Here is a 13828-nt window from a genome sequence, read left to right on the forward strand (position 1 = left end):
CCTTCAATTCGTTCGCTTATTCATATAGTCAACCAGATCTGCTACACTGATTAATTCTTCAATATCTTCAGTCGGAATTTCAATCCTGTATACATCTTCCAGCTCCATGACAATTTCAAAAATGCTTAGAGAGTCAATTCCGAGGTCTTGCTGGAACTTGGTGGACAGCTGGATTTTCTCCGGTTCAATCTCAATCTGGGAGGCAATAATCCTGCAGATCGTGTCAAAAGACATCATTTACCCCCTATGGTCCATTTAATCAGCATTGCGCCGTAGGTAAGTCCTCCTCCGAATCCGACAAGAACGAGCAGATCCCCTTTATGGATGAATTTTCCTTTGGCCATTTCATCCAGGGCAATTGGGATACTCGCACTCGAAGTATTTCCATAACTGGGAAGGTTGACATAAAACTTCGCCTGGTCCACCTTCAGCTTTTTGGCCGCTGAATCAATGATCCTCAGGTTCGCCTGATGCGGTATGATATGGTTAATGTCTTCCAGCGTATAGGGTGTTTTTTCAAGTATCTTTAAAATGCACTCGGGTAAAATATTGACTGCAAATTTAAAAACTTCCCGTCCGTTCATTTTGGCATAGGGGGGCTTTGCTTCCCCGGCCTCAATAAAGACATTCTTGAGCGGAAGGGCAGGACATTCCAAACATTCACCCTTGCTCCCATCAGAACCGATTACTTCGGAAATGATGCCCTGATCTCCCCTTTTGATAACCGCCGCACCCGCCCCGTCTGCAAACAGAACACAAGTGCTGCGGTCTTCCCAGTCCGTTATTTTGGAAAGGGCCTCAGCACCAATGATCAGTGCCTTCTGATACATCCCTGTTCTGATAAACTGGGAGGCAATGCTGAGTCCAAAAATAAAACCGGTACAGGCTGCACTGATATCGAAACAAGCTGCCCGGCTGGCTCCGAGACTATTCTGGACAAAACATGCCGTTGATGGGAAAAAATAATCCGGTGTAACCGTGGCCACAATAATCAGATCAAGCTCCTCAGCGGCAACTCCGGCATCATCAAGCGCTCTGCGGGCGGCTGCGACTGCCAAATCCGCTGTGGTTTCCGTCAATGAAATTCTGCGTTCTTTGATCCCTGTCCGGGTACGGATCCACTCATCGCTTGTGTCAACAATCTTAGACAGATCATCATTCGTCACCCTGTTTTCAGGAACATGGCTGCCAGTGCCAATTATCTCGACGTCATACATATTTCCAAATTTCCTTTTCTCTCATATTATTTCGTTTATTATCATCCATTACGAATCTTCTGTTCGTTTACTTTTTCATATACCTTTTGTGTATCTCTTGTTAATGATTAAAGGAATACTTTGAATCAAAAAATTCGGTGAGTTTCTGCAATGATTCGATCAAAATATTCTCCTGTTCCCCTAATCCGAGAAGCATATGCTTGACCATATCCAGATGAAATTTTTCATGAATCCTGTAGGCAAGCTTTCCCCTTCGGGTCAGACTGATCCTGACAATTCTCCGGTCTGCCTCATCCCTTTGTCTGGAAACGTACTCCTTTTTAACGAGGTTATTGATAAAAGAAGTAAGCGCTCCGACAGTGATACCCAGATCGGCGGCAACCTGAGACATTGTCCTATCCTGATACATTCCAATCGCTTCAATCGCATGCAGTTCTGAGATAGACAAATTATTTAATGGTCCTTTCTTAATCTCATTCTGCTCTACATCTAGAATTTGATTAAATGTTCCAATCAGAAGTTCATTTAAAACAGTACGAATATTTGTTTCCAACCTTTCACTTCCTCTCAGCGCATAATCAAAGTTTACCTCATTTTTAATTTGGTTGTCAAATATTTTAGTATTCAAACCAACTTGTACATCCCCTGGTTTAATCTGAATATTTTTAGAAGGATTTTCACTATCCCTTTATGGATTTTCTTATTCTAGCCTTTAAGGCGAAAAAAATTTGGGGTTGGGTTTGTCCTTCTGTCCGGCGGACAGGTAATCCTTTCATACAATGAGAAGAGAAAGAATATCTGCTGGGAGTGAGCTTTCATGACCTGTCCGAAAGGAACAATCTCATATCAGATCAAGCCGGGTGATACTTTTTATAGCCTTGCCCGCAAATTCAATACAACTGCAGAGGCAATTGCATCGGTGAACACAGGAGTAAACCCGAATAACCTGAAACTGGGGGACTTGATCTGCATTCCGATCAGGAGGAGCGTCGTCTCATGTCCGCCGGCGAACCGTTATGTTATCAAAGCCGGTGACACCTTTTCTAAATTGGCCGGTAAATACCACCTTTCAACAGCTTCCCTTATCTCACTGAACCCCGGAGTTGATCCCACCAACCTGCGGATCGGCCAGATGATCTGTCTTCCTGTCAGGAGACGGAAAAGATCCCACTAAGGACTATGTGATCAAAGATATGAGAAGTGACAACACAAACAGATTCCAGAAGGATTCCACAGCGGCCAGGATTTGCGTCCCGCTTTTTTCCGGTGTCACATTAAAAGTCTCCCCCACTGAAATACTGCCAATGCTTAAAGAAAGAAACGAAATAAGCTGAGTTACAGGCGTTTTTCCGATTGTTCCGGAAAAGGAAGACGGATAAAGTGTGTAGACCAGATTAAAGAGCAGCGCGAAAAACAAAATGATTGTGATCAGCGGAAAAATAATATCCTTTAGTTTGGCATCTTTACTTTCATCGAGGGTTAACGTTTCGAAGATATAAGCCCCGGCACCCAGAGAAGCAATGACCGCATAGATATTAACAAAAAAAATAAATTTGGAATATCCGCTGCTAAAACTGCGTCCGTGCAAACCGAACCCAACCGTGAGCGCGGCCGCAGCTCCAAAAATTGCCGGCGTAAGCAACATCGGATTGGCCCTGGAGGGAACCGGAGGTTCAAAGAGAGGATAGATACCGTTATTCCAGCTATTTTTCTGCATTGGACAGCCCCAAAGCTTTCTGGGATTGCCCGGCTGCGGTTGATAATAATAATTCACCGGATTGCTGTGGTTTACGGCATATCTGTAATTAAAGTCGTTCGTGTGAGTCACCCCATTCCAGAAAATGATCATGACAATAATAATATATGCGGCCTTATGCAATAATTTTCCATTTATGCTAACCTTATAAAAAAAGACGCCGAAGCATCTTTAAGAAACTTATTGATTTTGCAAATCACATAGTAAATTAATTTTTGTTCATAATAATAAGAGGTATAAACGCCAAAGCTTTAGCGTTAATAAGATACTCGCCCAAGGAGGTGAAAAAAATGGGTTCAATTAAATGTACAGTCACCGAGTGTCATTACAATAAAGATGTCATGTGCGATGCGCCGATGATTCAGGTGAATCACAGCGGAGCCGAGTATTCCCAAGGCTCGGAAGAAACACAGTGTGATACCTTCAAACCTCAGAAGTAATGAATGCCAGGTGTATGAAATCCCAGGGCCCATGTTCGCACCATGTCACGTTAGCATGGTACGAACATGGGCTTTTTATTTTATTGTTTTCTGTAAACCGTTCCCTGAAACATGGCGATGAGATTGTCTTTCTCATCTGTGACCTCAACCAGATAGGTCGCTATTTTCCGGTTTAAGGACACTTCTTTGGCCCTGGCGGTGAGTATTCCCAGACCGGCAGCTTGACAGTAGGTAATACTGACATTTACGGCAATTGCCGTACCCTCCCGGGAATTCGACGCTGCAGCGAGTGTCGAATCCGCCAGCGTAAAAATGGCTCCTCCCTGAACGATCCCAAGCGAATTCAAATGGTGCTCGTCTATCTTTAACCTGGCCTCAGCCGTTCCGGCTTCGGCTTTGAGTATTTCTATCCCTACATATTTTGCAAAAATATCCTTACCCATTTCCTCTAATATGTTATCCATTTTGTCATCCTTTCTGCCGAGCTGGCATGAACCAACGGAAGTTCAAACCAAAAATGGCTTCCCTTTCCCTCTTGACTGTCAAATCCAAGATTTCCGCCCATCAGTTCAATCAATTCTCTGGCAACCGGCAACCCAATCCCGGTACCTTCGATTAAATGGTTGATATTTGATGCCCTGAAAAAAGGATCAAATATTTTACCCTGTTCTTCCAACGGAATGCCTAAACCGCTATCGATGATGCTGAAGCGCAGCCACCCATCAAACTCCTGACAGCTGAATTGAACGATCCCATTATCAAAACTATATTTAATTGCATTCGAAAAAATATTCAGCAGCACTTGTTTCAAACGGATCTGATCTGCCGCCACACAATAATTTTCACACCCGGAATATGCTGCCGTGATCACAATTTCTTTCAGATCAGCCAGAGGCTTGACTAAATTAATTGAAGATTCTACGACGGGTTTGATTTCTACCGGTTTAATCACGACATCAAATTTGCCTGTTTCAATCTTCGCGAGATCAAGGACTTTATTAATCAGGTCAAGCAAGTGGTTCCCTGCTTTATAGATTTCTTTGACACTCTGCTTCTGAAATTCGTTTAAAGGAGCCTCCGTATCGATCTCCAGGAGTTGGGCAAAGCCCATAATTGCATTCAGGGGTGTTTTAAATTCATGGCTCATACTCGAGAGGAATTCCGATTTGGCCAGGCTGGCCCGTTCAGCCTCCATCTTGGCTGAAATAAGCGAATTTTCCAGGGCCTTCCTATCGGTAATATTTCTTACGGAGATGGAAACACTATGCCTATCATTGTCAATAAGGGCTATCCGTGCCTGATACCAACGGACCCCTTTTGAAGTGTTCAGAAAATATTCAAATACCTCCGGTTCCTTGCTTTGGATAGCACGGCTGATCAAGGTCATGTTGATCTTTGCGGTCTCCTCATCCATCACGGAATAAAAGGAGGAACCAATAATTTCAGCAGCCGGTCTGATCAAAATACTTTGATCATTTGTCCAAGCATTCCGAACGATTCCGAATTCATCTACTTCAAAAATAGCATCATCAATAGATTTTACCAGGGCCTGCAGATTTTCTTCCTTTTTTCTGATTTCAGACTGATAAACTGTCAGATTGGCGTCGAGATGATGCAGCCGTTTGCCCAATTGGACGACTGAAACTGCCGCATCCTGCAGCTCTTCAATGAAGAAATCTGGTTGTTCCTGAAGGTACTGTCCTGTGCCGATGTCAAGGACCATCTGCTTAATTCTGGCCAGAGGCTCCGAGATTGCCTTGTTTATTCGATGAGCTTTCCGGTAAAACATAATGATAAATATACTATAGAAAATAAGAAGACCTACAATGATAAAACGGCCGATACGGTACAATTGATCGCTTAAACCGTTCAGCGCGGCATAGAACTCTTCTCCCTGACCAGCAATCAGCACACCTGATACTTCTTTATGCAGCCAGAAGTGCGCGAGAATGAAAATAGCAATAAACACCAATCCCATGATAATCAATGGAATAAGTGCTTCACAAACATAGGTGCGCCAAGTCCACTGGAAAAGCGGTAGCTTTTTCTTTAACTCTTTTGACCTCATTCCAACACCGCCGCCGTTTATTACATTCGATGACCATGGGTAGAACTTGTTATTTATAGATTTCCGTAATTTCCCTGATTACCGGCATAATTTTCATAAAATGATCGACAAGGGAAGGATCGAAGTGTGTGCCTCTGCCTTTTTCGATCTCAGCTGAGGCTTCGTCAATTTCCCACGCCCTCTTGTAAGGACGCTCCGAAATCAAAGCATCAAACACATCACAAATGGCGGTAATTCGTCCCACCAGCGGGATTTCCTCTCCTTGAAGTCCGTTCGGATAACCGTTTCCATCCCATTTTTCATGATGATACAGCGCAATCTGCTCAGCAAGCTTAATCATTTCCGCTGAACTGCCGGCCAGGATCTGAGCCCCTTTAACGGTATGGGTCTTCATTTTTTCCCAGTCATCAGAAGTGAGTTTACCTGGTGTCAGCAGTACTTCGTCGGGAATGCCAATTTTCCCGATATCATGCAGCGTACTGGCATGAAACATTAGTTCACAGTCTTTTTCCGGCAATCCGTAGGCTTTGCCAAGTTCATACGTATATTTGCTCATTCGCACAATGTGATTTCCTGTCTCGCTGTCCCGGAATTCTGCGGCTCTCGCCAGCCTGTGGATCAGTTCAACCTGCAGATCTTCCAGTTCTTTTGTTCTCTCCTGAACCTTATTGACCAGTCTGCGATTGTTCTCTCTGATTTCGTTGTTCAGTAAACGTATTTCCAGTATATTTTTGATTCGCATCAGAACTTCAGCATAATCGAAGGGCTTTCCGATAAAATCTTTGGCGCCGAGCGTTAAGGCTTTCAATCTGTGCTCCTGATCGTTGTAGGCTGTAATGGCAATGATCGGAAGAAAGTCATCCCCTTTGACTGCATTCAACTGCTCCATGACCTCAAATCCATCAAGGTAAGGCATCCTTAAATCCATTAAAATCAGATCGGGATTATGCTCCCGATATAGGGACAGGGTTTCCCTGGAATCAGTGGTGGACATGATATTGCTGTATCCCGACATTTTTAACAGTTTTTCAAGTAACAAAATATTTACGGAATTATCGTCGACGATCAGTATTCTGGCCCTTGAAATACTATCAGTATTTATCTTCATCCGCCTCCCAATCTTTCACAAATCAGCTGCTTATTAATGAGGAAATTTCCGGTCAGCCGGCCACTATATCTTAATATACCTTATTCTTATGGGAAATTCTAGATAAAAAATGTATATCCTTGGAATCTCTACAATTTTTTCTTTTAAAATTTTTGCAGAAAATAGACAAAAACAGATATATTCAATATGATCAGAACAGGGATACCGTATACAAAGGCCTTATGCTTGGTTTTATGCCGGAAGAAACACATGGCCAGATAGATCCCCGGAGCCCCGAATATCAGTCCTGTAAGAAAGAAACGGCGTTCAGGGACCCGCAGGCCTCCCCGTTTGGCCTTATATTTATCCCACCCCATAACGGAAAAACCATAAATATTTACAAGGACAATGTATCCCCATATAAGCCAGATATATTCCATATCTGCAACCTCCCTTGCTCAGTCAAAAGCCATTTATGACCAAAATCATACCATGAATGAGACAGGAAAAAAATACGCAGAGAAATGCTTGGAAAGATATTAGGACTAAATAGGATAAAATATAAAGATTATAGGACAAAACATAAAGATTAATAGAAAAAATACTGAGAAGTTTGAAAAATCAGACAGAATACTTTATACTTTGTTTTGACAATTTGTATTTTTTTAGTTATACTAAGTATTGCTCGTTAATATTTGAGGGATTAGAAGACCTTCTCGACTGCCTCAGGCTCAGGGAAGATGTCGAATCAACTTCCAATGAGGCGGGTAATAAATCTAGGAGGTCATTTATGTATAATGACAAAACACTAAGTTGTAAAGACTGTGGCCGTGAATTCACTTTTTCTGCATCCGAGCAGGAATTCTACGCTGAAAAAGGATTCACGAACGAACCAGGCCGCTGCCCCGAATGCCGTTCAGCAAGAAAAGCACAGAGCAGAAATGGTGGCTATTCACGCCCTCAACGTGAAATGTTCCCTGCTGTTTGTTCTGCTTGTGGCAAAGAAACCACAGTACCTTTCCAACCTACTGGTGACAAACCTGTTTATTGCCGGGATTGCTACCAACCCCGCTCCAGAAACAACTGGTAATTTAATTGTTATCAGACCCTTCCGGGTATCTTACCCGGGGGGGTTTTTGTTTTGAGAGCCTATTTATTTTTTTATGATTAATTTTTCCACTTAACCCCCTTGACTACCAGATATAGTATCGGTAAACTTTATATAGTACTACTTGTAGTTTACTAACCGGATTTATAGTTCGAATAAATTTTGGAGGTATAAACGTTGCGTAACAATACGGAAGTTTGGAAAAAGTGGCCCAAAGCCAATCTTTCGCCGAATGCCAGAGTTGTTCTGGAACGGAGATATTTGAAGCAGGAAAATGACCAAAAATGCGAGACGCCGGAAGCGATGTTTTACCGGGTTGCTTCGGTCATTGCCGGCGCTGAAGAAAAGTATGGTAAAAACCCACAGGAAATTCAGGATTTGACCAAAGAATTTTACACCGTCATGGCTAATTTGGAGTTTATGCCGAATTCGCCGACACTGATGAACGCCGGGCGTGACCTTGGACAGTTAAGCGCCTGCTTTGTTCTGCCGGTTGGGGACAGTATGGAGGATATATTTGATGCACTGAAACATGCAGCCATCATACATAAGTCAGGCGGCGGAACAGGCTTCAACTTTTCCCGGCTGCGTCAGAAGAACAGCACGGTGCGTTCCACCGGAGGGGTTGCTTCCGGTCCTGTTTCGTTTATGAAAGTCTTTAATGCCGCTACGGAGGCTGTCAAACAAGGAGGAACAAGACGCGGCGCCAACATGGGCATTCTTCGGATCGACCACCCGGATATTCTGGAATTTATCAGCTGCAAAGAAGATAACCGAGATATTAACAATTTCAATATTTCGGTTGCTGCAACGGAATCATTTATGAAAGCTGTGGAAAATGACACGGAATATGACCTGATTGACCCTCACTCTGGAAAGTCGGCAGGCAAGCTCCCCGCCAAACAAGTCTTCGCTAAAATTGTTGACCACGCTTGGCGGAACGGCGAACCGGGCATGATCTTTATTGACCGGATGAACCGCGATAATCCGACAGCGCATATTGGTGTGATTGAGGCTACCAACCCCTGTGGCGAGCAACCCTTACTCCCCAATGAAGCATGCAATCTTGGCTCCATTAATTTAAAGCTTATGGCGGCGGAAAAGGACGGAAAGACCGTAATTGACTGGGAGCGTTTGGGCTATGTCACAAGGCTCGCGACCCGTTTTCTCGATGATGTGATTGATGTCAACCAATATCCTCTTCCCGTAATCGAAGAAATGGTCAAAGGAAACCGGAAAATCGGCCTGGGTGTTATGGGTTTTGCAGATTTGATGATTCTTCTGCAGACATCCTATATTTCCGAAGAAAGCACAGCCTTCGCCGAAAAGATTATGGAATTCATCCGTACCGAATCCCGTATAGAGTCCCAGCGACTGGCCAAAGAACGCGGTACCTTTCCTAATTATCAGGATTCCATTTATGACGGCAAGATCGAATTACGCAATGCTACACTGACTACGGTTGCCCCGACAGGGACGATATCGATGATCTGCGGTGCTTCCAGCGGCGTGGAGCCGCTCTTTGCCGTGGCCTATACGAAAACGGTCATGGACGGTACGGCGCTGATTGAAGTTAACCCGCTTTTTGAAGATTATGCGCATAAGTATGGCTTTTACTCAAAGGAGCTTATGGCCAAAATTGCCGAACGAGGTAACGTCTTTGGCTTGCCGGAAGTCCCGGAATGGGTGCAGAAAGTCTTTGTTACCGCGCAGGAGATCTCTCCTGAATGGCATATCCGAATTCAGGCTGCTTTTCAAAAATATACGGATAATGCGGTTTCCAAAACTATTAATTTTGCAAATACAGCTACCTGCGAAGATGTGGCCGAAGCGTTTCGCCTAGCCTTTGAGCTTGGCTGCAAAGGAATTACGGTCTATCGGGACGGCAGCCGTGAACAGCAGGTGCTTTCTGCCGGAACGAAAGAAACTGCCAATCCGGCGGCTGATTTTAAAGCCACGGCTGAACCTGAGACGACTGCAAAGCCCGAGACCTCCGCTGAGTTTGGAACAACCGCTTCTGCGCCAATGCCTACCATCAAGCCGAGGCCCCGCCCGCCGGTGACTGTCGGCGTCACTGAAAAGATAAAAATTGGTTGCGGCAATCTCTATGTTAGCGTAAACGCCGATGAAACCAGCATCTGTGAAGTGTTTACCAATACGGGAAGAGCCGGCGGCTGTTCTTCCCAATCGGAAGCAACCTCCCGCCTAGTCTCAATCGCGATGCGTTCGGGCATCTCTGTTGATGCTATCATAGAGCAGATCCGTGGAATCCGCTGTCCCGCCTGCATCCGAAGAGAAGGTGTCAATGTCACCTCGTGCCCGGATGCAATCTCGCGGGTAATCAAAAAGTATAAGGATATCGGTGTAAACGGCAATTCTGCGATTATCAATCGCAATAAAACAGAAGAACCTGTCCTTTCGGATGATTTGAAGAAAACTGAAAAAGCCGTAATTAAAAAAGCTCAGGCCGCCGTCGCGATCGACAATGCCTGCCCTGAATGCGGAATGCCCGTGAATCACGAAGGCGGCTGCATGGTCTGCATCCACTGCGGCTATTCCAAATGCGGTTAAAATAACAACTTTGAAAATACACAGTCATCATTTTCCATTGATGACTGTGTATTTTTTTCTAATAAATATCAGAAACTACAGGCAGCGAATAATTCTTGGTGAGGTGGATCACGCGATGGCGAAAGACAGACGCAAAGTTAAAGAAATACTGACAACCAATAACTCACTTGCCTGGGGCCACCTGAATAATGCTCATCCGATGCCGGCAGGTTCGATTGCTTTTGCCAGTCCACAGGCGATTGGCCGGATGGCTGAAGATAGAAAACGGTCCCCGGATAAAGCGTAGCGGAGGAATAGAAAAGTGGCCAATAATAAAAAGAAAGAAAATTCTATGGCGAACCCTGTTGAGAAACATACTACCGCCGCCTGGAACAGCCGCTTTGAAACAAAGAAGCCTGTATCGAATGTAGGCATTCCCGGAGAACTTGAAGTTCACAATGCCAAAGAATATGTGGATTCCAACGAAAAATAAACAATTTGGGTTAAGGGGCTGTTGCAACGAATAATAATCATTCGCAGGCAGCAGCTCCTTTCCTATTGTTAATTACTTTAATGTGAAAAATGCTTTCTTCTTGTGAATGATAAACTTTTTCTCTTGACAAATAAGTCCTTAAGACATAGTATTTACACTGACTAGTCAGTATAAAATGCAAAAGGAGAGAGAAATGACAAACCAAAAAGGTAAAGCAATATTCCAGGCTGCACTTCAATTATTTGCTGTCAATGGGTTTGAGCGAACGACAATGGAAAATATTGCCTCTCAGGCAAAAGTCGCCAAAGGGACATTATTTTACCGGCATAAAAGCAAAGAAGAATTATTTGTCAGTATGATTCGCTGGACTATCGACCAATTTGTCGCAACAGTTAAAGAATCAGCCGAAAATGTGGAAGGAGCAATCCAACAGTTAGAAAAGTTAATTGAGGTTCAAACAAAGCTTTCCTTTGAACATCCTGAGTTTGCAAAAGTACTTTTAAGCGAAGTTTGGGGAAGACAAGACAGGCAACTCCTGCTGCGTGAAAGTTTAAGAGAATATTTGCAATTCATCGAAAAAATTATTCAGGAAGGAATAGAAAAGAAGGAAATCAGACCTTTGGGCCCGGAACTTCTGGCCGTCTCCATATTTGGTATGACAGCGGCAGCAAGTCTTCGCATTCTATTATCCAATCAGAATATCTCTTACGAAGCCACCGTAGAAGAAATCAAAGGGTATTGGTTAACTGGGATTAAATTATCAGAAAATCTTTGAAAAATAATAGAAGCTGCAGTAGCTAATTAGTTATAAATAGCAGTTTGGAGGAAATGTCATGGCATTAGAGAAAAAACGTTGGAGAAAACGAGCAGTTATTGCAGCTGTAATCATTCTTCCCCTCATATACAGTGTATTTTTTCTTTCAGCGTTCTGGGATCCATACAGCAAATTAGAGAATCTTCCTGTGGCCTTTGTCAATCAGGATCAGGGCGCAGTCATCAATGGCAAGTCAAGAAATTTAGGAAATGAGATCACTGAAGAACTAAAATCCGATGAAAACATCAGATGGGTTTTGACTACGGACGCAGAAGCAAAGACAGGAATACAAAACAGAGAATATTATGCCGAAGTTTCGATACCGGCCGATTTCTCAGAAAAAATAGCTTCGGCAGATAAATTAGATAAGAATGAGGGCATTATCATCTATCAACCGGAAGAGAAAAGAAATTTCCTTGCTGTCCAGGTTTTGAACAGAGTTATGCTCGAATTTAAAGATAAGGTTTCACAAAAGGTGACCAAAGAAATCGTCAGTGAATTGACGACCGAAATGAAAACGATCCCTAAGGATTTAAGTGAACTGAATGATGGGCTCGGGAAAATATCTGCTGGTTCCAGTCAACTGTCGAATGGAATCAGCACGCTGAAAAATAATCAAGAAAAACTGAATACCGGCATCATTGAACTAAATGATGGTTTAAATGCGGGCACCCTGGCGTTTAATAAATTGGCTGAGGGTTCCAACCTGTTTTATGCTAATTGGGCGCAATTTAATATTGGGCTGACAACATTGAATGCAAGTCTTACAAAATCACAATTAGGGCTTTCGACTTTCGCCACGGGTTCACTTAGCTTTGCTCAAGGGCTTCAACAATTTACAAGCGGTTTCGATCAATCCAAAGCTGGTTCAGCGCAGATATACCAAGGAACAACAGATTATGCTGCAAATATACAAAAATATGCCGATGGTATGGGCCAGTACCTGGCAAGCGTTAAAAGCTTAACATCTGCCGATAAAAGTATCGCTGATTCTCTGACATCATACGTAACAGCACATCCTGAAGCATTGGCAGATAAAAACATGCAGAGCATCTTGGCAACCTACAAAAAATCACAAGGTTCCCTGGATCAACTGAACACTGCTTCTGACACACTGAGTAGCAGTACCGCCACTTTAGTCAGCCGTGCCCAACAGCTGCAGGCAGGAAGCAAACAATTGAATGACGGCATCGCATTGATCGATAGCAAGTCAAAAGAACTCATGAATGGTGCAACGCAATTGGCAAGCGGGGCAAATCAGTTAGGGGCCGGCTTAAATCAGCTATCTGGTGGTGTAGGACAGTTGGCGGAAGGTTCCGCAGAATTGGCAGCTGCGTATCCACAACTAAATTCTGGTATCCAGACGGCTGCCATGGGTATAGCGGCAGCTGCCCAAGGAAGCAATGAACTGAACGCCAGTGCGGCTAAATTTCCGGATGGCGAACAGCGACTTCTAAACGGCAGTCAGACCTTGAATGATGGTATCAACGAGGCAAAGACTGCTGTTGCAGATTCAGTGAAAACAGCAAATGACAAAACGGCAAATCTTGATGGACTGGATACCTACGCAGCAACACCTGTTGAGCTTAATCAGCTGAGCATCGATCCCGTACCGAATTATGGGACCGCATTTTCACCCTATTTTATTTCGTTGTCATTATGGATCGGAGCGATCCTCATGCTAATCGTCATTTACCTTGATCCTGAAATCAATTTTGAACGCCGTCTTTCAAAATATCTGCCTTCGGATCCAAGGTTTATTGGATTCTCACTGGTAGCTGCAGTTCAAGCGGTGGCATTGGCTCTTGTTTTACAGCACGGATTGCATCTGGTGGTGAAGAATGTTTTCATGTTTTATGTCGTGTGCATTCTGATTGCTTTATGCTTCACCGCCATTGTGGATTTTTTGATTGCGAACCTCAAGGATGTCGGCAAATTTTTGGCACTTTTTTTACTGATCCTTCAGCTTACGGCTTGCGGAGGAACCTTCCCACTGGAGCTTGTACCGAAATTCTTTGATAAGGCATATCCATATTTACCAATGACATACGCAATCAATGCACTTAAAGAAGTAATATCCGGTGTCAACTACAGCTTCCTGTATGAGAATCTGTCTATATTGGGAGGCATCACAGTTGTAATTTTTGCAGTAAATCTACTGCTGAGCATCAGAGCGACGAAAAAGCAAAGGGAAAAAACCTCTGTTGAAATGACCGTTGTTTCATAGACAGGAGTTTATTATCCTGCGGTGTAAACGTACCTATTTTCAAGCTTTAGGCACCAATTTTGGCCGGA

General features: G+C 43.6%; 16 protein-coding genes. 8 read left to right on the plus strand and 8 right to left on the minus strand.

All coding sequences use genetic code 11. The features are described 5' to 3' along the window. Positions 1-3 precede the first annotated feature (3 nt). From AAH944_RS13135 to AAH944_RS13145, 3 genes are all read right to left on the minus strand, one after another. A complete protein-coding gene (locus AAH944_RS13135) occupies positions 4-234 on the minus strand; it encodes an acyl carrier protein (RefSeq protein ID WP_415535244.1) in 231 nt (76 codons plus the stop codon). Next, positions 234-1217 carry a beta-ketoacyl-ACP synthase III gene (locus AAH944_RS13140; protein ID WP_415535245.1) on the minus strand — a complete coding sequence of 328 codons (984 nt, stop codon included), beginning with the start codon at positions 1215-1217 and terminating at the stop codon, positions 234-236. The genes AAH944_RS13135 and AAH944_RS13140 overlap by 1 nt, the downstream gene beginning before the upstream one ends. Before the next feature lie 100 nt (positions 1218-1317). Beyond that, complete coding sequence (locus AAH944_RS13145; protein WP_015044757.1) at positions 1318-1845, minus strand: MarR family winged helix-turn-helix transcriptional regulator; 528 nt, start codon at positions 1843-1845, stop codon at positions 1318-1320. A 189-nt stretch (positions 1846-2034) separates the two neighbouring features. Here AAH944_RS13145 and AAH944_RS13150 point away from each other — a divergent pair, with 189 nt between their 5' ends. Further along, a complete protein-coding gene (locus tag AAH944_RS13150) occupies positions 2035-2391 on the plus strand; it encodes a LysM peptidoglycan-binding domain-containing protein (protein WP_415535246.1) in 357 nt (118 codons plus the stop codon). A 3-nt stretch (positions 2392-2394) separates the two neighbouring features. On the opposite strand, the gene AAH944_RS13155 is transcribed toward AAH944_RS13150, so the two are convergent. Then, positions 2395-3066 carry a hypothetical protein gene (locus AAH944_RS13155; protein WP_415535247.1) on the minus strand — a complete coding sequence of 224 codons (672 nt, stop codon included), beginning with the start codon at positions 3064-3066 and terminating at the stop codon, positions 2395-2397. A gap of 197 nt (positions 3067-3263) precedes the next feature. Between AAH944_RS13155 and AAH944_RS13160 the strand changes: the two genes are divergently transcribed. After that, on the plus strand, positions 3264-3413 hold the full coding sequence (locus AAH944_RS13160) for a DUF1540 domain-containing protein (protein WP_415535248.1): 150 nt from the start codon (positions 3264-3266) through the stop codon (positions 3411-3413). A gap of 80 nt (positions 3414-3493) precedes the next feature. Here AAH944_RS13160 and AAH944_RS13165 read toward each other — a convergent pair whose 3' ends face one another. The 4 genes from AAH944_RS13165 to AAH944_RS13180 form a co-directional block, all read right to left on the minus strand. Continuing rightward, positions 3494-3877, minus strand: coding sequence for a PaaI family thioesterase (locus AAH944_RS13165; RefSeq protein WP_415535249.1), 384 nt, complete (start codon positions 3875-3877; stop codon positions 3494-3496). Then, positions 3862-5481, minus strand: coding sequence for an ATP-binding protein (locus tag AAH944_RS13170; RefSeq protein WP_415535250.1), 1620 nt, complete (start codon positions 5479-5481; stop codon positions 3862-3864). Before AAH944_RS13170 ends, AAH944_RS13165 begins: the two co-directional genes overlap by 16 nt. A 49-nt stretch (positions 5482-5530) precedes the next feature. Then, complete coding sequence (locus AAH944_RS13175; RefSeq protein ID WP_415535251.1) at positions 5531-6589, minus strand: HD domain-containing phosphohydrolase; 1059 nt, start codon at positions 6587-6589, stop codon at positions 5531-5533. 143 nt (positions 6590-6732) lie between these two features. After that, positions 6733-7008 (minus strand): DUF1294 domain-containing protein, encoded by a 276-nt coding sequence (locus tag AAH944_RS13180; RefSeq protein WP_415535252.1) that lies wholly within the window; start codon positions 7006-7008, stop codon positions 6733-6735. A 350-nt stretch (positions 7009-7358) separates the two neighbouring features. Between AAH944_RS13180 and AAH944_RS13185 the strand changes: the two genes are divergently transcribed. From AAH944_RS13185 to AAH944_RS13210, 6 genes are all read left to right on the plus strand, one after another. Further along, positions 7359-7658 carry a zinc-ribbon domain containing protein gene (locus AAH944_RS13185; RefSeq protein WP_021315824.1) on the plus strand — a complete coding sequence of 100 codons (300 nt, stop codon included), beginning with the start codon at positions 7359-7361 and terminating at the stop codon, positions 7656-7658. Positions 7659-7853: 195 nt separating this feature from the next. After that, on the plus strand, positions 7854-10247 hold the full coding sequence (locus AAH944_RS13190; protein ID WP_415535253.1) for a vitamin B12-dependent ribonucleotide reductase: 2394 nt from the start codon (positions 7854-7856) through the stop codon (positions 10245-10247). A 115-nt stretch (positions 10248-10362) separates the two neighbouring features. Continuing rightward, positions 10363-10533: a hypothetical protein gene (locus tag AAH944_RS13195; protein ID WP_415535254.1), complete on the plus strand. Its 171-nt coding sequence runs from the start codon at positions 10363-10365 to the stop codon at positions 10531-10533. 15 nt (positions 10534-10548) lie between these two features. Continuing rightward, complete coding sequence (locus tag AAH944_RS13200; RefSeq protein ID WP_415535255.1) at positions 10549-10719, plus strand: CDIF630_02480 family spore surface protein; 171 nt, start codon at positions 10549-10551, stop codon at positions 10717-10719. A 193-nt stretch (positions 10720-10912) separates the two neighbouring features. Then, a complete protein-coding gene (locus tag AAH944_RS13205; protein WP_415535256.1) occupies positions 10913-11494 on the plus strand; it encodes a TetR/AcrR family transcriptional regulator in 582 nt (193 codons plus the stop codon). 58 nt (positions 11495-11552) lie between these two features. After that, positions 11553-13760, plus strand: a complete 2208-nt coding sequence (locus tag AAH944_RS13210; protein ID WP_415535257.1) for a YhgE/Pip family protein — start codon at positions 11553-11555, stop codon at positions 13758-13760. Positions 13761-13828: the final 68 nt, after the last annotated feature.

The sequence above is a fragment of the Dehalobacter sp. CP genome (assembly GCF_047652685.1).
GTDB lineage: Bacteria > Bacillota > Desulfitobacteriia > Desulfitobacteriales > Syntrophobotulaceae > Dehalobacter.